Source organism: Streptomyces sp. P3 (assembly GCF_003032475.1).
Taxonomy (GTDB): domain Bacteria; phylum Actinomycetota; class Actinomycetes; order Streptomycetales; family Streptomycetaceae; genus Streptomyces.
In genome coordinates this window covers 4,712,208-4,732,249 of record NZ_CP028369.1, presented here as the reverse complement: position 1 = coordinate 4,732,249, position 20,042 = coordinate 4,712,208, and the positions used below count along the sequence as shown (strand labels likewise).

General features: G+C 73.4%; 18 protein-coding genes. 8 read left to right on the top strand and 10 right to left on the bottom strand.

Annotation, left to right across the window (positions count from 1 at the left end; translation table 11 throughout):
* Positions 1–28 precede the first annotated feature (28 nt).
* Positions 29–1,195, top strand: coding sequence for a TDT family transporter (locus tag C6376_RS21295; protein WP_107444898.1), 1,167 nt, complete (start codon positions 29–31; stop codon positions 1,193–1,195).
* Here C6376_RS21295 and C6376_RS21290 read toward each other — a convergent pair.
* Both C6376_RS21290 and C6376_RS21285 read right to left on the bottom strand, forming a co-directional pair.
* A complete protein-coding gene (locus C6376_RS21290; RefSeq protein ID WP_107444897.1) occupies positions 1,107–1,823 on the bottom strand; it encodes a helical backbone metal receptor in 717 nt (238 codons plus the stop codon). The two genes, C6376_RS21295 and C6376_RS21290, sit on opposite strands and share 89 nt — an antisense overlap.
* Positions 1,823–2,419: a helix-turn-helix domain-containing protein gene (locus C6376_RS21285; protein WP_107444896.1), complete on the bottom strand. Its 597-nt coding sequence runs from the start codon at positions 2,417–2,419 to the stop codon at positions 1,823–1,825. The genes C6376_RS21290 and C6376_RS21285 overlap by 1 nt, the downstream gene beginning before the upstream one ends.
* Before the next feature lie 698 nt (positions 2,420–3,117).
* On the opposite strand from C6376_RS21285, the gene C6376_RS21280 reads away from it, so the two are divergent.
* Together C6376_RS21280 and C6376_RS21275 are read left to right on the top strand one after the other, a co-directional pair.
* A complete protein-coding gene (locus C6376_RS21280) occupies positions 3,118–4,059 on the top strand; it encodes a 5'-3' exonuclease (protein WP_107444895.1) in 942 nt (313 codons plus the stop codon).
* Positions 4,060–4,207: 148 nt separating this feature from the next.
* A complete protein-coding gene (locus C6376_RS21275) occupies positions 4,208–5,053 on the top strand; it encodes a siderophore-interacting protein (protein ID WP_107444894.1) in 846 nt (281 codons plus the stop codon).
* Positions 5,054–5,253: 200 nt separating this feature from the next.
* Here C6376_RS21275 and C6376_RS21270 read toward each other — a convergent pair whose 3' ends face one another.
* On the bottom strand, positions 5,254–5,760 hold the full coding sequence (locus C6376_RS21270) for a hypothetical protein (protein ID WP_107444893.1): 507 nt from the start codon (positions 5,758–5,760) through the stop codon (positions 5,254–5,256).
* 238 nt (positions 5,761–5,998) lie between these two features.
* Between C6376_RS21270 and C6376_RS21265 the strand changes: the two genes are divergently transcribed.
* Positions 5,999–7,558, top strand: coding sequence for an amino acid permease (locus C6376_RS21265; protein WP_107444892.1), 1,560 nt, complete (start codon positions 5,999–6,001; stop codon positions 7,556–7,558).
* Positions 7,559–7,592: 34 nt separating this feature from the next.
* On the opposite strand, the gene C6376_RS21260 is transcribed toward C6376_RS21265, so the two are convergent.
* On the bottom strand, positions 7,593–8,174 hold the full coding sequence (locus C6376_RS21260; protein WP_107444891.1) for a GNAT family N-acetyltransferase: 582 nt from the start codon (positions 8,172–8,174) through the stop codon (positions 7,593–7,595).
* A 114-nt stretch (positions 8,175–8,288) separates the two neighbouring features.
* Between C6376_RS21260 and C6376_RS21255 the strand changes: the two genes are divergently transcribed.
* A complete protein-coding gene (locus C6376_RS21255) occupies positions 8,289–9,263 on the top strand; it encodes an RluA family pseudouridine synthase (protein ID WP_107444890.1) in 975 nt (324 codons plus the stop codon).
* 19 nt (positions 9,264–9,282) lie between these two features.
* Here C6376_RS21255 and C6376_RS21250 read toward each other — a convergent pair whose 3' ends face one another.
* From C6376_RS21250 to C6376_RS21225, 6 genes are all read right to left on the bottom strand, one after another.
* The gene (locus C6376_RS21250) at positions 9,283–10,803 is read right to left on the bottom strand and encodes a cytochrome P450 (RefSeq protein ID WP_107444889.1); all 1,521 of its coding nucleotides are present in this window, start codon (positions 10,801–10,803) and stop codon (positions 9,283–9,285) included.
* A gap of 58 nt (positions 10,804–10,861) precedes the next feature.
* Positions 10,862–11,482, bottom strand: coding sequence for an ATP/GTP-binding protein (locus C6376_RS21245; protein WP_107444888.1), 621 nt, complete (start codon positions 11,480–11,482; stop codon positions 10,862–10,864).
* Complete coding sequence (locus tag C6376_RS21240; RefSeq protein WP_107444887.1) at positions 11,463–11,885, bottom strand: DUF742 domain-containing protein; 423 nt, start codon at positions 11,883–11,885, stop codon at positions 11,463–11,465. Before C6376_RS21240 ends, C6376_RS21245 begins: the two co-directional genes overlap by 20 nt.
* On the bottom strand, positions 11,882–12,289 hold the full coding sequence (locus C6376_RS21235) for a roadblock/LC7 domain-containing protein (RefSeq protein WP_057579584.1): 408 nt from the start codon (positions 12,287–12,289) through the stop codon (positions 11,882–11,884). The genes C6376_RS21240 and C6376_RS21235 overlap by 4 nt, the downstream gene beginning before the upstream one ends.
* Complete coding sequence (locus tag C6376_RS21230; protein WP_173985699.1) at positions 12,286–13,905, bottom strand: ATP-binding protein; 1,620 nt, start codon at positions 13,903–13,905, stop codon at positions 12,286–12,288. The genes C6376_RS21235 and C6376_RS21230 overlap by 4 nt, the downstream gene beginning before the upstream one ends.
* A 401-nt stretch (positions 13,906–14,306) precedes the next feature.
* A complete protein-coding gene (locus C6376_RS21225; RefSeq protein ID WP_107444885.1) occupies positions 14,307–14,933 on the bottom strand; it encodes a TetR/AcrR family transcriptional regulator in 627 nt (208 codons plus the stop codon).
* Positions 14,934–15,107: 174 nt separating this feature from the next.
* On the opposite strand from C6376_RS21225, the gene C6376_RS21220 reads away from it, so the two are divergent.
* The 3 genes from C6376_RS21220 to C6376_RS21210 are packed head-to-tail and all read left to right on the top strand — an operon-like array spanning position 15,108 to position 20,037.
* A complete protein-coding gene (locus tag C6376_RS21220) occupies positions 15,108–15,935 on the top strand; it encodes an urea amidolyase associated protein UAAP1 (RefSeq protein ID WP_107444884.1) in 828 nt (275 codons plus the stop codon).
* Entirely contained in the window at positions 15,932–16,534 is a 603-nt protein-coding gene (locus C6376_RS21215; RefSeq protein ID WP_107444883.1) for an urea amidolyase associated protein UAAP2, read from the top strand. Before C6376_RS21220 ends, C6376_RS21215 begins: the two co-directional genes overlap by 4 nt.
* Positions 16,531–20,037, top strand: a complete 3,507-nt coding sequence (locus C6376_RS21210; protein WP_107444882.1) for a 5-oxoprolinase/urea amidolyase family protein — start codon at positions 16,531–16,533, stop codon at positions 20,035–20,037. The genes C6376_RS21215 and C6376_RS21210 overlap by 4 nt, the downstream gene beginning before the upstream one ends.
* Positions 20,038–20,042: the final 5 nt, after the last annotated feature.

Genomic DNA, 20,042 nt, shown 5'->3' with positions numbered 1-20,042 from the left:
GGCTGCCCGGCCGGGCGACCGTGGAGTCATGGTCACCGCCGCCCAGCCCCTGTCCGCCCTTTCCCGTCCGCGCGCCGGAGCCGTCCGTCACCTCGGACCGCAGTGGTACTCCACGGTGATGGGCACCGCGATCCTCGGCACGGCGGGCGCCGCGCTTCCCGTCCGGCCGCCGGGGCTGCGGCCGCTGTGCGCGGCGTTCTGGGCGCTCTCCCTGGTGCTTCTGCTGGGCCTGCTCACCGCCCGCGCGCTGCACTGGCGCCACCACCGCGACCAGGCCCGCGCCCATCTCCTCGACCCGGCGACGGCCCCCTTCTACGGCTGCCTCGCGATGGCCCTGCTCGCCGTCGGGGGCGGCGCGCTCACCGGCGGCCGGGACTGGATCGGCGCCCCGGCCGCGGTCGTCCTCGACGCCGTGCTGTTCACCGCGGGCACAGCCGTCGCGCTCGCGGCCGCCGTCGCCGTCCCGTATCTGATGGCCGTGCGCCACCGGGTGGAGGCCTCCCAGGCCACGCCGGTGTGGTTGCTGCCGCTGGTCGCGCCCATGGTGTCCGCCGCGGTGGGCCCGTCGCTGGCGCCGCATCTGCCGGCCGGGCAGCCCCGGGAGACCCTGCTGCTCACGTGCGTCGCGCTGTTCGGGCTGAGTCTGCTCGCCACCTTCGTCATGCTGCCGCTGGTGTTCGCGCGGCTGGTGACGGGCGGACCGCTGCCGCTCGTCCTGACGCCGACCCTGTTCCTGGTGCTCGGCCCGCTCGGGCAGTCCACCACGGCCGTCGGAAGGTTCGCGGAGGTCGCTCCGGGGGTCCTGTCCGGCCCGGACGCCCGCGGTCTCGCCGTGTTCGCCGTGCTGTACGGGGTACCCGTCATGGGGTTCGCACTGCTCTGGCTCTGTCTGGCCGCCGCGCACGTGGTGCGCGCCCGCCGGCACGGGATGGGCTTCGCGATGACGTGGTGGGCGTTCACCTTCCCGGTCGGCACCTGTGTGACCGGGGCCGCGGCGCTGGCCCGGCACACCGGGCTCGCCGTCTACGGCGCGCTCGCCTGCGCGCTGTACGTCGCCCTGGTGGCCGCCTGGGGCGTGGCCGCGGCGCACACCGTCCGCGGGCTGCTCAGCGGAGAGCTGCTCGCAGCGCCCCGCCCAGCACCCGCGGGGCCTCGGCCAGTGACGGCCCGTACCACGTCAGGTGCCGTCCGCTGACCAGCGCGCAGGGCAGGCCCGGAAAGGCCTCCGGCCCGTCGTCGGCGGTGAAGCGGTAGGGCTCGTCCGGCAGGACGACCAGGTCCGGGCCGGCGGCGAGCAGGTCCTCGAGGGCCGTCCTCGGGTAGCGCTCGGGGTGCCCGGAGTACACCTGGTGGACGCCCAGGCGGGCCAGCACGTCCCCGGCGAAGGTGTCGCGGCCCAGCACCGTCCACGGCCGGCGCCACACCGGCACGACGGCCGTCCGGCGGACGAGCGGCCCGGGCGCGGCCCACGCGTCCTCCGCCTCGGCGAGCCATTCCGGTCGCGCGGGTCCTCCGCACGCCCGGAGCACCCGCGAGAGCTCCCGGAAGGCCTGCTCGAGGTCGCGGACCTCCGTCACCAGCACCTCGAGGCCCGCCGCGCGCAGTGCCTCGAGGTCCGGCCCGCGGTTCTCCTCCTCGTTGGCGATCACGAGGTCGGGGGTGAGCGCGAGGACGCGTCCCACGTCGGGGTTCTTGGTGCCGCCGATGCGGGCGACGTCCAGGCCGGCCGGGTGCGAGCACCAGTCGGTGGCGCCGACCAGGACGCCGGGCGCGGACACGGCCACCGCCTCGGTGAGCGACGGCACCAGCGAGACGACCCGCACTATCGCTTCCGGCCCCGGTCCCGGTCGCGTACCGCCTCGATGTGCTCGGCCACCGCGACGACGACCACGCGGGTGTCCGGCACGGTCGCCCGCCAGCGGTGGCGGACCCCGCCGGTGAGATACAGGGTGTCGCCGCGGCCCAGCCGGTAGGCGCGCCCCTCCGCCTCGATCTCCACCGCACCGTCGGCGACGTACATCAGCTGGTCGTTGCGGTGCTGGAACTCGCGGCCCGCGTCATGGTCGCCGGTGAACTCGGAGGCGTGCATCTGGTGGTGCCCGCGGACCAGGGAGCGCGAGCGCGGCTCCGGCTCCGGCCGGGCGTCCGCGCCCGGCTCGGCGATCTCGGCGCGGACGACGTCGACGCTGCACGCCGGGTCGGCGGCGGCGAGGAGTTCCACGGCGGTGGTGCGCAGGGCGTCGGCGACCTTCTCCAGGGAGCTGGTGCTGGGCCGCGCCCGGTCGTTCTCGATCTGGCTCAGGAACGGGACGGAGAGGCCGCTGCGCTGGGCCACGACGGCGAGGGTGAGCTCCAGGGAGCGGCGGCGGCGCCGCACGGCCGCACCGACCCGCAGGGGCTGTTCTTTGTGGTCGCCCATCGCTCCGGCTCCCTCCTTCGCTCGTCGGCGCCGTGTGTCCTCGGACACGTCCTCTGATGAGTTCTCTGCACCCTACGCATGTTCGGCAAACCGTTTCACGGGGCTGTCACATCGGCGCCACCCGGCGTGACATCCGACCTCACGGTTCACGCCAGCCGGCGGGGACCGCGCGGACCGCTGCGGGAGGCCCGCCCCGCGGTCTACCGGTTCAATGCGCGGACGGCCGCCTGTGTTCCCGCTCGTCCTCGGCCTCGGGGAGAGCCGGTCCGGGGCTGAGCGTAGCGCTCTGTGGTTGGCCGGATCCAGGCTGTGGACGGGCCTCGGCCCGCGCCTCGACCGCTCCACCACCATGGCACGACCACGACACGAGGGAGGGCCCCCGCGACCGCCGTGAAGCCCGTACGGGGGCCCGCCCCTGGCGAGGGACGGTCGCGGTGTTGTCAGGTCACCGCGCCGCCCGGTTCTCCGGCCCCGGACCGGCCACCGGTCCCCGCATGTCGACCAGGCCGGGATTTCCTTCGGCCAGGTGCGCACCGCGTCCTGCTCCGAGGCGGCGTGGCGGCCTCGGCGGTGCCGGCGGACGGCCCGAGGACGCCCCGGGCCGTCTGCGAGCCGGGCGAGGACCGCCGACAGGCCGGCATGCCGACCCGGTCGACGCCCGCCATGAGCGTCGGCGGTCGGCGGGACGCCCGTGCGGCATGATGCGTGGCGTGACCGGACGACTGATGCTTCTCGACACCGCCTCGTTGTACTTCCGCGCCTACTTCGGCGTCCCGGACTCCGTGCGGGCTCCGGACGGCACCCCCGTGAACGCGGTGCGCGGGCTGCTGGAGTTCATCGACCGGCTGGTGAAGGACCACCGGCCGGACGACCTGGTCGCCTGCATGGACGCCGACTGGCGCCCTCGGTGGCGGGTCGACCTCATCCCCTCCTACAAGGCGCACCGCGTCGCCGAGGAACGCGGGAGCGGGCCGGACGAGGAGGAGGTGCCGGACACCCTCTCGCCCCAGGTGCCGATCATCGAGGCGGTCCTGGACGCGCTCGGCATCGCACGCGTGGGCGTCGCCGGGTACGAGGCGGACGACGTGATCGGCACCTTCACCGGGCGGGCGAAGGGCCCGGTCGACATCGTCACCGGCGACCGCGACCTCTACCAACTCGTGGACGACGCGCGCGGGGTGCGGGTCCTGTACCCGCTGAAGGGGGTCGCCTCGCTGCAGTTGACGGACGAGGCGTGGCTGCGCGAGAAGTACGGGGTCGACGGGCGCGGGTACCCGGATCTGGCGCTGCTGCGCGGCGACCCGAGCGACGGACTGCCGGGGGTGCCGGGCATCGGGGAGAAGACCGCGGCCAAGCTGCTGGCGGAGTTCGGCGATCTGGCCGGGATCATGGCGGCGGTCGACGACCCGAAGGCAAAGCTGACGCCGTCTCAGCGCAGGCGGCTGGACGAGTCGCGGCCGTACGTCGCCGTCGCGCCCAAGGTGGTCAGGGTCGCCGACGACGTGCCGCTGCCCGAGGTGAGCACCGCCCTCCCCGACGCGCCGCGGGACGGGGAGATGCTGGAGGCGCTGGCGGCGCGCTGGGGTCTCGGGGGCTCGCTGCAGCGGCTGCTGACGACGCTGGGCGCACGGCGCGCGTAGGGCGTCGTCCCGCATCGGGCAACATCCCGCCGAGCTTGACGGGCCGTCCTCGGGAAGAGAGGTGAACCGGACTCTCGACCCTGAGGACGTCAACCGGGGAGAGATGCTAACTTAGGCTTACCTAAGCGAGGATGACTGGGAGGCCGTCATGGCAGAACGTCCGGCACGGAAGCCGCGCAAGCCCCACGTCGCGCAGGTCGTCCGCACCGAACGGCTCACCCCGCACATGCAGCGCGTCGTGCTCGGCGGAGAGGGCCTCGCGGAGTTCGCCACGGGAGCCTGCACCGACCACTACGTCAAACTCCTCTTCGGCCCCGAGGGCGTCTCCTACCCGGAACCCTTCGACCTGGAGCGCATCCGGGCCGAGTTCCCCCGCGACCAGTGGCCCGTGACCCGGACGTACACGGTGCGCCACTGGGACGCCGAACACCGGGAACTGACCCTCGACTTCGTCATCCACGGTGACGAGGGCCTGGCCGGGCCGTGGGCCGCGCGCGTCCGGCCGGGCGAGACCGTCCGTTTCCTCGGCCCCGGCGGCGCGTACGCCCCCGACACCTCCGCCGACTGGCATCTGCTGGCCGGCGACGAGAGCGCCCTGCCCGCCATCGCGGCCACCCTGGAGTCGCTGCCGGCCGGCGTCGTCGCCCACGCCTTCATCGAGGTGACCGGCCCCGAGGAGGAGCAGAAGATCGACTCCGACGTCGAGGTCGTCTGGCTGCACCGCGGTGACCGGCCGGTCGGCGAGAAACTCGTCGAGGCCGTACGGGCGCTGGAGTTCCCCGCGGGCCGCCCGCACGCGTTCGTGCACGGCGAGGCGGCCTGTGTGAAGGAGCTGCGCAGAATGCTGCGCGTCGAGCTGCAGATCCCGCGTGAGGACCTGTCGATCTCCGGCTACTGGCGGCTCGGTCACAACGAGGACGGCTGGCAGGCCGCGAAGCGAGAGTGGAACGCCCGCGTGGAAGCAGAGCAGGAGGGCACGAACCCGGCCGCGTGAACCGGCCGGAGCGGCCCGCCGCAGGAAGGCGACCCGCTCGCGCGGAGCGGGCCGCCTGACACCTCCGCACGGCCGTCGGAACCCCCGACCGCCGTCGGACACCTCGCGGCGCACGCGCCGGCTCGTGCCGCCTCGTGCCGCCTCCCGGCAACCGGCCGCTGCAGCGACCGCCGGTACGACCTGAACCTCCGGACCGAGAGTCACACGGCCGCCACCGCGAGCGCGAGCGGCCCCCGAGCCCCCCCGCCGCAAAGGAGCGCCGCGCCCCGGTCGAAGTCGGCGGACAGTGCCGAACGCCCCGCCGCCCTCGCCCGGTCCAGCGGGTTGCGGCAGCCCGTGCGCCGGTTGCGGCCGGGTATCCCCTCCGACGCGGTGAACGCGCGGGAGGGGAAGGCCGGCGACGGCAGCGGGAACGTGCTGACGCCGATGACCGACTCCGGTTGCCGCTCCCGCACGCCCGGGGCGCCGCCCTGCGCCCCGAAGACCGCGCCCGGCAGCACCGAGGCGACGACCACGCCCACGCAGCCGCCCGGCCGGTCCGCGCCCGCCCGCCGGACCGAGCCGGTCTCCGCCCGCCCGGCCCCCTGGGTCCGCGGAGCCGCACGCCCGGAACGGTTGCCCGGGCGGTGGACGTCGGCCACCTCGACGAGGCCGCGCTTCTCGAGGTCCCGCACGACGGTGCGGAGCGGGCCGTGGTCGGTCCGCACGCCGACGTCCTGTCCCGGCCGTACAGGGCCCGGACGATCTCGCAGGAGTCGGGGCGGACATCGCAGGTCGGCGTGAACCCATGAGGGACGCGATGTATCGCGATCGGATGAAGCCGGAAGCGACGTGAGGACTTGGGCCCGCTCCGGACATGCCCGCGTGACGCGGACGAAACAGCCCGTCCCTAATTTCTGTCGCCCGACAGGAATTCCGTTCCCTGGGCCCAAGGCAGGTTCCGCCGTGACGACGACCACGACTTCCACCGACGTACGTCCCGATCCGCCGCACCACTTCGACGTGGGCGACGGCTCGCTCGCCGAGTTCGGCTACCGCCAGGAACTGCATCGCAGCCTGGGCCGGTACGCCTCGTTCGCCGCCGGGTTCTCCTTCATCTCCGTCCTGACGACCGTCTTCCAGTTCTTCGCCTTCGGGTACGCCTTCGGCGGCCCGGTCTTCTTCTGGACGTGGCCGGTCGTGCTGACCGGACAGCTGCTGGTCGCCGCCTGCTTCGCGGAACTGGCGGCGCGCTACCCGATATCCGGCGCGATCTACCAGTGGTCGTCGCGGCTGTCGACGCCGTCGTTCGGCTGGTTCGCGGGCTGGATCATGGTGATCGGCCAGATCGTGGTGGTCGCGGCGGCGGCTCTCGCACTGCAGATGGTGCTGCCGGCCATCTGGGCGGGATTCCAGCTGATCGGCGACGACCCGGCGCCCACCTCACCCGACGGCGCGGCCAACGCGGCCCTGCTCGGCCTGGTCCTCCTGGTGCTGACCACGCTCGTCAACGTCCTCGACAACCGGGTGATGTCCCTGGTCAACCGGGTGGGCGTGACCGCCGAGATCATCGGCGCGATCCTCATCGCCGTCCTGCTGCTGACCCACTCCGAGCGGACCCCCGGCATCACCTTCCACACCACGGGCGCGGCCCGGTCCGGGCTGTTCGGGGCGCTCGCGGTGGGCTCGTTCACGGCCGCCTACGTGATGATCGGCTTCGACAGCGCGGGCGAGATGAGCGAGGAGACCCACCACCCCCGGCGCACCGCGCCCCGCACGATCCTCACCGCGCTCGGCGCGGCAGGACTGCTCGGCGGGTTGATCGTGCTCGGCGGACTGCTGGCCGCGCCCAGCCTCAGCGACGGCCGCCTCGGCGTGGACGGGCTCAGCTACGTCCTCACCAGCAGCCTCGGCGACGGCGTCGGCAAGGTGCTGCTCGCCGACGTGGTGGTGGCGATCGCGGTGGCCACGCTCGCCATTCAGACCGCGGCCTGCCGCATGCTGTTCTCCATGGCCCGCGACGGCCAACTGCCCCTGTCCGCCCGCCTCGCGCGCGTGAACCCCCGCACCGGCATGCCGAGCGCCCCCGCGCTCGTCGTCGGCGTCCTCGCGGCGGCCCTACTGCTGCTCGACTTCGCGTCCCCGGACGCCTTCCTGGCCATCGGCACCACCTGCATCGTGATGCTGTACCTGGCGTACGCGATGGTCACCGGCCCGCTGCTGGTCCGCAGGCTGCGCGGCGGATTCTCCCCGGCCGGCACGGACGAGACGGGCGCCCCGCTGTTCTCCCTGGGCCGCTGGGGCGTCCCGGTGAACGCCCTCGCGCTCCTCTACGGCCTGCTGATGACGGTCAACCTGGCCTGGCCGCGGGCCGCGGTGTACGACCCGGCGGGCGGCCACTGGTACTTCCAGTGGTTCACCGTCCTGTTCCTGGCCGCCACGGTCGCGGCGGGCGTCGCCTTCCGCGCGTACCGCAGGCGCACCGCCGCGTCGGCGACCGCTCTCGCTGATGCGCGGTCCGTCTAGGGCGTCGACGCGTGCGGGCGGGGCGGCCGAGCGGTCAGTCGCCCTGTACGCGCGCGTGCAGGTGCATGTCGTGCCAGCCGTCCTGATGGAGCACCGCACTGCGCTTGGTGCCCTCCAGGGCGAAGCCCGCCTTGCCGGCGACCCGGCAGGAGGCCTCGTTGGCGATGGCGTGCATCAGCTCCAGACGGTGGAAGCCGATCTCGTCGAAGGCCCAGCGCGTCAGGGCGGTCGTGGCGCGCGGCGCGACCCCCCGGCCGCGGGCCGCCCCGGTCGTCCAGTACGCGACCTCGGCCACGCCCTCGTCCAGTTGGACGGCGCGCAGCGCCACCCGGCCCAGCAGTTCGTCGGTGTGCGCGTCGACGACGGCCCACTGGGCGCTGCGCTCCTCCTGCCAGCACGTCCGCCACTCCTCGATCCAGCCGGCCACCTCCTCCTCGGAGTCGGCGGCCCGGATGTGCCACTGGTGCATCGCCGGGTCCTGGAAGGCGACGTGGACGGCCGGCGTGTCGGTGGCCCGCCACGGGCGCAGCAGCAGGCCGTCGCCGGTGCGGAGCACGGGCTGCGGGGCGCCCGAGAGGGTACCGGCGGGCAGGACGGGGTCGGCGGTGTAGGGCATGACCCGCATCCTTCCAAGCGGCCGCGGGCCGTCAACCGGATTTCCCCGTCGCCGCGCGAACCGGGGCTCCCGCCGGGGCCCCGCCCGGCACCCCCCGCCGTACGCTGGACCCCGATGAGACGCCGCACCCCTCCCCCGCCCTCCCCCCTGCCGCAGCGCGACGGCATCGACCCGGTGCGGGTGCGGCTGCCCGGCGAGGGCGACTGGGCCACCGTCCGGGAGCACCTGGTGGAGCGGCTCGGCGAGACGCGCGCCCCGATCGTGGACGCGATGCTCGCGGCCGGCCTGGTCGTCGGCGCCGACGGGACGCCGGTCGCGCCCGACGCTCCGTACGTGCCGGGCAAGTTCGTGTGGTTCCACCGGGAGCTGCCGGCCGAGACGCCCGTGCCGTTTCCGCTGGAGATCGTGTACCGCGACGAGCACATCGTCGTCGTCGACAAGCCGCACTTCCTGGCCACCACCCCGCGCGGCAGCCATGTGACGGAGACGGCCCTGGCCCGGCTGCGGCGGGAGCTGGGCCTTCCCGCGCTGGGTGCCGCACACCGCCTGGACCGGCTCACGGCCGGTCTGGTGCTGTTCACGGTGCGGCCCGAGGAGCGCGGTGCCTACCAGGGACTGTTCCGTGAGCGCCGGGTGCGCAAGGTGTACGAGGCCGTCGCACCGTACGACCCCGCCCTCGTCCTGCCCCGGACGGTGCGCAGCCGGATCGTCAAGGAGCGCGGGGTCCTGGCCGCCTACGAGGTGGCGGGCGAGCCGAACGCGGTGAGCCGCGTGGAGCTGCTCGAGCACAGCGCGGCGCGGGGGCTCGGCCGCTACCGGCTGCTGCCCGCGACCGGGCAGACGCACCAGCTGCGCGTCCATCTGAACTCCCTCGGCGTGCCGATCCTCGGGGATCCGCTCTACCCCGAGGTGGCCGCCCCCGTGCCGGCCGACGACTTCCGGCGCCCGCTGCAACTGCTCGCGCGGGAACTGGAGTTCACCGACCCGGTCACGGGGACGGAGCACCGGCTGCGCAGCGCGCGCACACTGCAGGCCTGGGCGTCGTACGACCGCTGGGCCGCCGCCGCACAGCCGGAGACCGGTCGGTGAGCGGTGCGGTGCGACCGGCTCAGTAGCCGCGCCACCAGGCCAGGAAGCGACGCCAGGCGTTCGGCCTGCGGGCCGGCGCGGCCGGCTGCGCGGCGGCCGGAACGGGCGGCGCGGGCGGCGCCGGCCGTGGCGCGGCGGCCGGCTCGGCGACGGGGCCCGGCACGGGCGCGGTCCGCGGCGGGGTGATCACCGGGGGCATGGTCCGCTGCGGCGGGACCGGGGCGTGGCTCGGCTTGTGCTTGACGTCCTGCTGGGGCTTCGGCTCGAACCGGACCGGCAGCTCCACCAGGTGGCGTGAGGCGATGGACGTCGTCCAGCGCAACTCGTCCTCTTCGCAGTCCAGTTGGATGTCCGGCAGCCGCATCAGCAGCGCGTCTACGCCGACGTCGGCGATGGCACGGCCGATGTCCTGGCCGGGGCACTCGTGCGGGCCGCTGCCGAAGGCGAGATGGGAGCGGTTGCCCTGCATGTGGGCGGACAGGTCGGGGCGGACCCGGGGGTCCACGTTGCCGGGCGCGGGCGAGAAGAAGAGGCCGTCGCCCCGGCGGATGCGCTGACCGCCCAACTCCGTGTCCTGCTTGGCGAAGTAGCCGAAGATCGTGCTGAACGGGGGCTCGTCCCACAGGGACTGCTCCACCGCCTCCGCCACCGTCATCTGGCCGCCGTTGAGCTGGGCGAGGAAACGCGGGTCGGTGAGGACCATGCGCAGCACGTTGGAGAGCAGGTTGACGGTGGCCTCGTAGGCGGCGAAGAGGACCAGGCGCAGATGCTCCCTGATCTCGTCGTCGGTGAGCCCGGCAGGGTGGCCGATGAGGTGACTGGTGAAGTCCTCCTCGGGCTCGGCGCGGCGGCGGGCGGTGAGGCGGCCGAGCGCCCCGACGACGTACTCGTGGCTCGCGACCGCGGTCTCCGTACCCTTGAGGGCGTCACGGGCGGCGTGCACCATCGTGTCGTTGTACTCGTCGGGCATGCCCAGGACATGGCACATCACGGCCATCGGGAGGTGTTCGGCGAAGTCGCCGACCAGGTCCGCCCCGCCCTTCTCACAGAAGCGGTTGACCAGGCGCTGACTGGAGCGGTTGATGTGGCGGCGCACGCTGCGGTCGTCGATGGTGGCCAGGGCCGCGGTGACCGCGCCCCGCAGCCGCTTGTGCTCCTCGCCCTCGGCGTGGGCGCAGATCGGCTGCCAGGCGATGTGCGGCATCAGCGGGTGGTCGGGCCGGACCTTGCCGTCCACCAGCTGCGACCAGATGCGGCTGTCCTTGGTGAACTGCGAGGGCGTGCGCACCATGCGCAGGTTCTCGGCGTGGCCGAGGACCATCCACATCGGCAGGTCGTCGTGGATCAGGACCGGCGCCACGGGGCCGTGTTCCTCGCGCAGTCGCTCGTACAGTTCGTTCAGGTCCTCCGCTCCGGGGCCGTAGAGGCGGGCCAGGCCGCCGGGGCCCCGCACGTGTGCGGGGCAGCCGGCCGGCGGGTCGAGGGCGAGGTCGTGCGGGCCGGTGGGGGCGCCGGTGGGGGTGGGGTGTTCGGGAGTCACAGGGGGTCGCTCCGAAACTGTGCTGAATCCGGTGTCGGTGGAGGGGGTGCCGTGCGGGTCAGGTGAGGCTGCGGCTGAGCGCCAGGGAGTGCAGGAAACGCATGAGGGTCATCAGGACGTCGCGGCTGGAGGCTCGGCGTCGGACGTCGCACTCCACGATCGGGATCTCGGGAGGCAGGTCGAGCGCGGCCCTCAGGTCGTCGAGGGGGTAACGGGGGCCGTCGGGGAAGGTGTTGACGGCGACGACGAAGGGCACGCCGCCCTCCTCCAGCCGGCCCATGACCTCGAAGCTGACTTCGAGGCGGCGGGTGTCGACCAGCACGACCGCGCCCAGCGCCCCTTCGAAGAGCCCGTTCCACAAGAACCAGAAACGCTCCTGGCCCGGGGTGCCGAAGAGGTAGAGCACGACCTGGTCGGTGATCCGGATGCGTCCGAAGTCCATGGCCACGGTGGTGGCGGTCTTGGTCTCGGAGCCGTAGTCGTCGTCGATCCCGATGCCCGCCTGGGTCATGGTCTCCTCGGTGGTCAGCGGCCTGATCTCGCTGACGGAACCGACCATGGTGGTCTTGCCGACGCCGAAGCCGCCCACAATGACGATCTTCGCCGCGGCGGTGGTGGTGTGCGGCAGGTGGTCCTCGGCCCGTGGGCCGGGGAGCGTGTCAGAGCCGTTGAAGTCCATGCATCACCGCTTCGAGAAGGGAACGGTCGGGGAGCTGCTGCCGGACGATGGGGGCGCGCGCCTGGACGAGCTCGGCCGCCAGCATCTCGGTGAGCAGCACCGTCACCACGCTGAACGGCAGGCCCAGATAGGCCGACACCTCGGCCACCGAGAGCGGGGCGCCGCACATCCGCAGCACCGCGGTCTGTTCCGGCGGGGCCGACGAAGGCGGCTCGGCGCACGCCACGATCAGCGTGACGAGGTCGAGGGGCGCCCGCTCGCCGTCCGCTCCCGTGATGATGTACAGCCGTTCGGGGTTCTTGCCCTCCCCCTCCTGCGGGGGCTCCGCGGCCTGCGGGGACGGCGGAGGCTGCGGAGGAGGTACGGGCAGGGGTTGTCGCCGCCGGCGTTGCGGAGGGGTCATACGTTCTGCCCGTTGCGCCGGGGAGGACTGGTCAGGTGAGCGCCGATGCGGACGACCAGGTCGCGCATCATGCCGCTCATCCGGCCCGCCTCGCAGCGCACGTCGGCGAGGACCGCGAGGTAGGCGTTGGCGCCCGCCGACATCATGTAGAAGTAGCCGCCGCTCAGGTCGATGACGACCATGTCCATCTCGCCGTTGCTGGAGTGGATCTCCTGTCCGACGGCGGTGGCCAGGCTCTGCAGACCGGCGCAGGCCGCGGCGACCCGGTCGGCGGCGTCGGGGTCGCCGGCGTAACGGGCGATGCGCAGTCCGTCGGCCGACAGCACCACGATCATCTCGATGCCCGGAACGCCGTCGTAGAGCTCCTTGAGCAGCCAGTCGAAGTTTTGGCGCTGCTGGATCACGTGGGGTCCCCTTCATCGTCGGCCTCGGTCTTGGCCTTGTCTTCGAGCAGGTGCAGGTAGGCGGTGGGATTGCGGGTGAAGTCCGTGGGGTGCACGCCGGGCGGAGCGACTTTCTTCAGGCCCTCCCAGAAGGCCTCGAAGGCCAGTCCGGGCTCGCGCTTCGGCTCGGGAGCGGGCTCCGGCTCGGGCCGCGCGAACGGGTCGGGCTTTCCCTCGCGGGCGGCCTCCTGGGCGGCGTACGCCTCGGCGTAGCGCTGGGTGATCGGGATGGTGGTCTTGCTGCGGCGCTGGGGCAGGCCCTGCTCGGTCCACTCGGTGACCTCGGGCACGTCGTCGGTCAGGGAGACTCCGGCCGGGATCCGCGCGTTGGTGGGCCGGCGCTTCTTGGGCGGGCGCTTGGGACCCTCGCCGACGGTGCTCAGGTCGATCTGCGGTACGGCGGTGGCGCCGATGCCGTGCGCGAAGCCGGGGGCCGGATCGCAGGTCTGCATCTCGCTCGGCACGATGAGGACGGCCCGGACACCGCCGTAGGCCGAGGTGCGCAGCGAGACCTGGAGGTTGAACGAGGTGCACAGACGGCCGACGACCGCGAGGCCCAGGCGCGGGGTGCCGCCGGCGTCCTGGATGTCGACGCCGGCTTTGGCCTGCTCCAGCATGCGTTCGGCCTTGGCGCGGGCCTCTTCGCTGAGGCTGACGCCGGCGTCCTCGATCTCGATGGCGATGCCGGTCTGCACCTCGACCGCGTTGACGTGCACCTTGCTCTGCGGGGGCGAGTAGCGGGTGGCGTTGTCGAGGAGCTCGGCCAGCGCGTGGATGAGCGGCTCGACGGAGAGCCCGCGGATGTTGACCTTGGCGATGGAGTCCAGCTTGATGCGCCGGTACTCGAGGATGCGGGACATGGCGCCGCGCAGCACGCTGTACAGCGGGACCGGCTGGGGCCAGTTGCGGCTGGGCCGGCCGCCGCCGAGCACGCCGATGGAGTCGGCGAGGCGTCCGATCAGCGCGGTGCCGTGGTCGATGCGCAGCAGGTCGTCGAAGACCTCGGGGTTGCGGCCGTGGTCCTCCTCCATCTCCCGCAGTTCCGCGGCCTGCTGGTGGACGATGGCCTGCATGCGGCGGGCGACGCTGACGAAGGAGCGCTGGGCGGAGTCGCGCAGGGACTCCTCGTGGTCGACGATGTCGAGGATCCTGCGGACCACGGCCCGCTGCGCGTCGTCGAGTTCGCGGAACGAAGGATCACTCTCGCTGAGGTCGCGCATCACCTCCCTGGGGGAATTTCCGGCGCGCAGCCACTGAACGGCGCTCGGCACGTGTTCCTGGGCGAGGCGACGGTTCTCCTCGGCGTGGTCGGCGACGCGCCGTTCCAGGTACGCGAGGCGCTGGTTCCTCTCCGCGCGCAGTTCCCGCAGTTGCCGACCGCGCCGGACCGACTCGGCTCCCGCCGCGATCACCAGGAGGGTGGCGACGCCTCCACAGACGCCGACGGCGAGCCGGGCCTGCGCCGCCACCAGGGCGACGGCGGCGCCGGTCGCCGCGGCCATCAGTATCGCGGGCAGCAACAGCACACGCGCAAGGGGAAGTTCTCGGCGACCGGGTGGGGACTGAACACTCACCATGTGGGCACCCTCTGTAGGGATCTGTCGTCATCTTCGGGATATCGGGGAACAAGCGCACGAATTCGCCTCAACTCGGTGCGTCGCGGGCGAGCTTAGTCCGACCGGATCATCGCCGCGCCAGATTCGGCAACCGCCTGAAACCACTCCCGTACGTGGAGTAACCTCAGGTCATTTACACGATGCGCGATCACACGAACACCGTGAGTAGCGGCGCACAGGCGTGCGAAACAATTCACCGGGACGGATGGGAGCACCGCCCTTCGGGCGGCACCACGCGAGACGCGGTCACCACGAGACCGAGACCGGCCGGGCGCCGTCGAGTCAGCGGCGCACGGCCCGCGCCAGTGGTCCCCAGCCCTCGTCGGTCACGCACGGCCCGCGCCGGCCGCGCGCCGCTCCCGTCAGTCGCGCACGATACGCAGGGCGGCGTCGGCGGTGGCGCGGGCGAAACGCGAGGCGGAGCCCTCCGCATCCGACCGGCGGACGAGGATGACGCCCTCGATGAGCCCGAAGACCAGGTCGGTTCGCACATCGAGCTCGTCCGCGTCGAGCGCGTCGCCCGCCTCGGTCGCGGCGACCAGCCGTCGGTAGGCGTCCTTGAGTTCGGCGCGCACGGCGTGGAAGCCGGCGAACCGCTCGGCCCGCACCTCGGGGAGCAGATAGAGACCGCCGAGGTTGTGGGGGCCGCCGCACAGCAGCTCCACATCGGTGCGGCACAGCTCCCACAACCGCTCCCCGGCCGGCCGCGCGGTGTCGGCCAGCAGCTCGCGGGCGCGGGTCAGCGACGGTGCGACCGTCGACTCCAGCAGGGCCGCGAGCAGCTCCTCCTTGCCGGAGACGTAGTGGTACATGGAGGCCTGGCGCATGCCCGCGCGTTCGGCGACGGCCCGGGTCGTGGTGGCGGCGTAGCCGCGCGTGGTGAACAACTCCGCGGCCGCCACGAGCAGTTCGTCGCGCGGCGCGAGCCCGCTGTCCGGGCGCTGCGCGGCCCGCGGCCGGCCCACTCGACGCCCGCTGTCCGTCCCCATGCGTTCGATCCTCGCACACGCCCCGGTACGGCGATCTTCGTCCGGGCCCCCGGTGAGGAGTCGGTAACCGGCCCGCAATCCGAGGGCAACGACGGCGACCCGCCCCGGACCTAATTTCTGTCGGGCGACAGAAATCAACGCGACAGTGACGGAACCGAGCTGCGGAGGTCCGCCATGGCGGCGACAGCGACCACATACGGAGCACGCGCCCACGCCCGGGCCCAGGAGGGCGCACGCGCCGAGGCCATGCCGGTCGTACCGGCCCGGGACTGGCCTGCCCCGCCCTGCGAGGCGGGACTCCTGGTCTGGGCCGAGACGGTCGCGGGCGGCAACTACACCCACCGCGTCCTGGCCCGGGGAAGCGAACTGCGCCTGACCGACCTGCACGGCGACGCCTGCGCCCACCTCCTGCTGTTCGCCGACGACCGGCCCTGGGAGCGGCTGAACGTCGCCGACACGGTCAAGGTGCAGTGGAACGCCTACCTCGGCGAGGGCGTCCTGCTCCTGTCCGACCAGGGGCGCGTCCTCGCCTCGGTCGTCGCCGACACCACCGGCCGGCACGACGCCCTGTGCGGCACCTCCACACTCGTGCGCAACACCGAGCGCTACGGCGACGGCGCCCCGCAGTCCCCCTCCCCGGCCGGCCGGGAACTGTTCAAACTGGCCGCCGCCAAGAACGGCCTCGATCCCCGCGACCTGCCGCCCTCCCTCTCCTTCTTCCAGGGTGTGCGGGTCGGCGAGGACGGCACCCTCGACTTCATCGGCTCGGCGGGCCCGGGCGGCAGCGTCACCCTGCGCGCCGAACAGGACGTGACCGTCCTGATCGCCAACGTGCCGCACCCGTCCGACCCGCGCCCGCGGTACGTCAGCACCGCGCTGGAGGTCCTCGCCTGGCGGGCCGGCCCGACACGACCGGGCGACCCGCTCTGGGACGCCACCCCCGAGGGCCGCCGCGCCTTCCTCAACACCGCCGAACACCTCACCGCCCGGGGGCTCGTATGAAGACCGTCGTTCCCGCCCGCGCCGCATGGTCGTCCGTCGTCCGCGCCGACGCCGTCCTCACCATCACCGACCTGCACGGCAACCAGGCAGTCGACTTCCTCGTGTACGACGCCCACGACACGTCCGTGCGCTACAGCGCCCCCGACACCATCCACGCCCAGGGCGGCATCTTCCTCACCACGGGCAGCGTGCTGATGTCCAACGAGCACACCCCGCTGATGACGGTGACCGCCGACGCCGTGGGCCGCCACGACACCGTCGGCGGCGCCTGCTCCAAGGAGTCCAACACCCTGCGCTACGGCCACCACACCTTCTCCCAGCACGCCTGCGTGGACAACTTCCTCGCCGAGGGGGCCCGGCACGGCCTCGGCAAGCGGGACCTGGTCTCCAACATCAACTGGTACATGAACGTGCCCGTCGAGAAGGACGGCACCCTCGGTATCGTCGACGGCCTCTCCGCGCCCGGTCTGTCCCTCTCGCTGCGCGCCGAACGGGACGTGCTGGTACTGGTCTCCAACTGCCCGCAGATCAACAACCCGTGCAACGGCTTCGAGCCGACGGCGGTGGAAATGACGATCACCGAGGCGGCCGGCGCATGATATTCGACACGGTGCTGGTCGCCAACCGGGGCGAGATAGCCGTCCGCATCATCCGCACCGCCCGCGAACTCGGCCTGCGCACGGTCGCGGTGTACTCCGACCCCGACCGCTCGGCGCCGCACGTCCGGCTCGCCGACGAGGCCGTGCGGCTCGGGCCGGCCCCCGCGAAGGAGTCCTACCTCGACGCCGACCTGGTCCTGCGGGCCGCCAAGGACACCGGGGCCGGCGCGATCCACCCGGGGTACGGCTTCCTCTCCGAGGACGCGTCCTTCGCCCGCCGCTGCGCCGACGCCGGCATCGTCTTCGTCGGTCCGACCCCCGGGCAACTCGAGCTGTTCGGCGCCAAGCACACCGCCCGGGCGGCGGCGAAGGCGGCCGGGGTGCCGCTGGCGCCGGGCACCGAACTGCTCGCCTCGCTCACCGAGGCGCAGGAGGAGGCCCGGGCCATCGGCTACCCGGTGATGCTGAAGGCGACCGGGGGCGGCGGCGGGATCGGCATGTCGGCCTGCGCCGGACCCGACGAGCTCGCCGACGCCTGGGAACGCGTCCAGCGCGTCGCGGCGGCCTCCTTCGCCACCGCCGGCGTCTTCCTGGAACGGCTCGTCGCCGACGCCCGCCACGTCGAGGTCCAGGTGTTCGGCGACGGCCGGGGCGGCGTCGTCGTCCTCGGCGACCGCGACTGCTCGCTGCAACGCCGCAACCAGAAGGTCCTGGAGGAGGCCCCCGCGCCGGGCATCCCGGACCATGTGCGCGCACGGCTCGCCTCCGGCGCCCGCGACCTGTGCGCCTCCGTGCGCTACCGCTCCGCCGGTACCGTCGAGTACGTCTACGACGCGGCCCGCGAGGAGGCGTACTTCCTCGAGGTCAACACCCGGCTCCAGGTGGAGCATCCGGTCACCGAGGAGATCTACGGCGTCGACCTCGTCGCCTGGATGCTGCGACTGGCGCGCGGCGAGGAGGACGTCGTCCGCGACCCCGGCCCGCCGCGCGGCCACGCCGTGGAGGCCCGCCTCTACGCGGAGGACCCGACCCGCGGACACCGGCCCAGCGCCGGCCTGCTGACCCGGGTGGAGTTCCCCGCGGGGGTGCGCGTCGACGGCTGGGTGGAGACCGGCACCGAGGTGACGACGTCCTACGACCCGATGCTCGCGAAGGTGATCGCGCACGGACCGAACCGCACGGAGGCCCTGCGGCGCCTCGACGCCGCCCTGGCCCGCACCCGTGTCGACGGCATCGAGACCAACCTCGGGCTGGTGCGGGCGGCGCTGACCGACGACCGCCTGGTCACGGCCACCCACTCGACGGCCACCCTCGCCGACGTGCACGACCCCACCCCGCGCGTGGAGGTGGTCTCCGGCGGCACCCTCACCACCGTCCAGGACTGGCCAGGCCGCACCGGCCACTGGCAGGTCGGCGTCCCCCCGTCCGGCCCGATGGACGACCGCTCCTTCCGCCTCGGCAACAGGGCACTCGGCAACCCCGAGGGCGCCCCGGGTCTGGAGTGCACCCTGCGCGGTCCGGCACTGCGGTTCAGCCACGCCACGTCCGTCTGCGTGACGGGCGCGCCCGCGACCGTCACCGTGGACGGCACGGCGGTCGCCCAGTGGGAACCGCTGACCGTGCCCGCCGGCTCCCTGCTGGAGATCGGCGCGCCGAGCGAACACGGCCTGCGCACCTACGTCCTGTTCGCCGGCGGTCTGGACGTCCCCGCCTTCCTGGGCAGCGCGAGCACCTTCACCCTGGGCCGGTTCGGCGGCCACGGCGGACGGGCCCTGCGGACGGGCGACGTCCTGCACGGCGGGACGACCGCCGAGGGCTCCCCGGTCACGGACCGGCCGTCCTTCGGCTCCGTCTGGGACGTCGGCGCCGTCGAAGGACCCCACGCCGCACCGGAGTTCTTCACCGAGGACGACATCCGCGACTTCTACGCCGCCGACTGGAAGGTCCACTTCAACTCGGCCCGCACCGGCGTGCGCCTGATCGGACCCAAGCCGCGCTGGGCACGCACCGACGGCGGCGAGGCGGGCCTGCACCCGTCCAACATCCACGACACGCCGTACTCCGTCGGCGCCGTCGACTACACGGGCGACATGCCGGTGCTGCTCGGACCGGACGGGCCCTCCCTCGGCGGGTTCGTGTGCCCGGCGACGGTCCTGAGCTCCGAACGCTGGAAACTGGGCCAGCTGCGGCCCGGCGACACGGTCCGCTTCCGGCCGGTGGACGTGGACGGCGCACCGCGCGCCGCGATCGTCGACGGCGGCGTGCTGGCCCGGGACGGCGACGTGACGTACCGGCGCAGCGGCGACGACAACCTGCTGGTCGAGTTCGGCCCGATGCAGCTGGACCTGGCCCTGCGGATGCGGGTCCACGCCCTGATGGAGGCGGTGGCCGAGACCGGCCCCGACGGCGTCACCGACCTCACCCCGGGAATCCGCTCCCTGCAGATCCGGACCGACCCGGACCGTCTCCCGAGCCACGAACTCCTCGCGGCCGTACGGAAGACGGTGGCCGCGTCGCCGCCCACGGACCGGCTGGTCGTGCCCTCCCGCACCGTGCACCTGCCGCTCTCCTGGGACGACCCGGCGACCCGGGACGCCATCGCGCGCTACATGGCGGGCGTGCGCGACGACGCCCCCTGGTGCCCGTGGAACATCGAGTTCATCCGCCGCGTCAACGGCCTCGGCACGCCGGCGGACGTCTACGACACGGTCTTCGCCGCGGAGTACCTGGTCCTCGGACTCGGCGACGTCTACCTGGGCGCACCCGTGGCCACCCCGCTCGACCCCCGGCACCGGCTGGTGACGACGAAGTACAACCCGGCGCGCACCTGGACCGCCGAGAACTCGGTGGGCATCGGCGGCGCGTACCTGTGCGTCTACGGCATGGAGGGTCCGGGCGGTTACCAGTTCGTGGGCCGGACGACGCAGGTGTGGTCGCCGTGGCAGCAGCGCGGGGCGTTCGCACCCGGCTCACCCTGGCTGCTGCGCTTCTTCGACCGGATCCGCTGGTACCCGGTCGACGCCGACGAACTGCTGGAACTGCGCGCCGACATCACCTCGGGCCGGTTCGTCCCGCGCATCGAGGAGGGCACGTTCTCACTCGCCGCGTACCAGGCCTTCCTCGCCGAACACGCCGACTCCATCGCCGCGTTCAGGGCGGGACAGCAGGCGGCGTTCGCGGCGGAGCGCGACGCGTGGGAGGCGGCGGGCGAGTTCGCGCGGGCGGAAGCGGCGACGGCGCCGCCCGCACCCCCCGCCGAGGTGAGCGTCCCCGCGGGCGGCCGGCTGGTCGAGGCGGAGTTCGCCGCGTCCGTGTGGCAGGTGAACGTCTCGCCCGGGGACGAGGTGAGCGCCGGTCAGCCGCTGCTCGCCCTGGAGGCGATGAAGATGGAGTCCAGGGTGCTGGCGCCGGTCGACGCCGTGGTGGCGCGGGTGCTGGCCCGGCCCGGCGACCAGGTGGAGGCGGGGACGGCGCTGGTCGTCCTGGCCCCGGCCGCGAACTGAGAGGA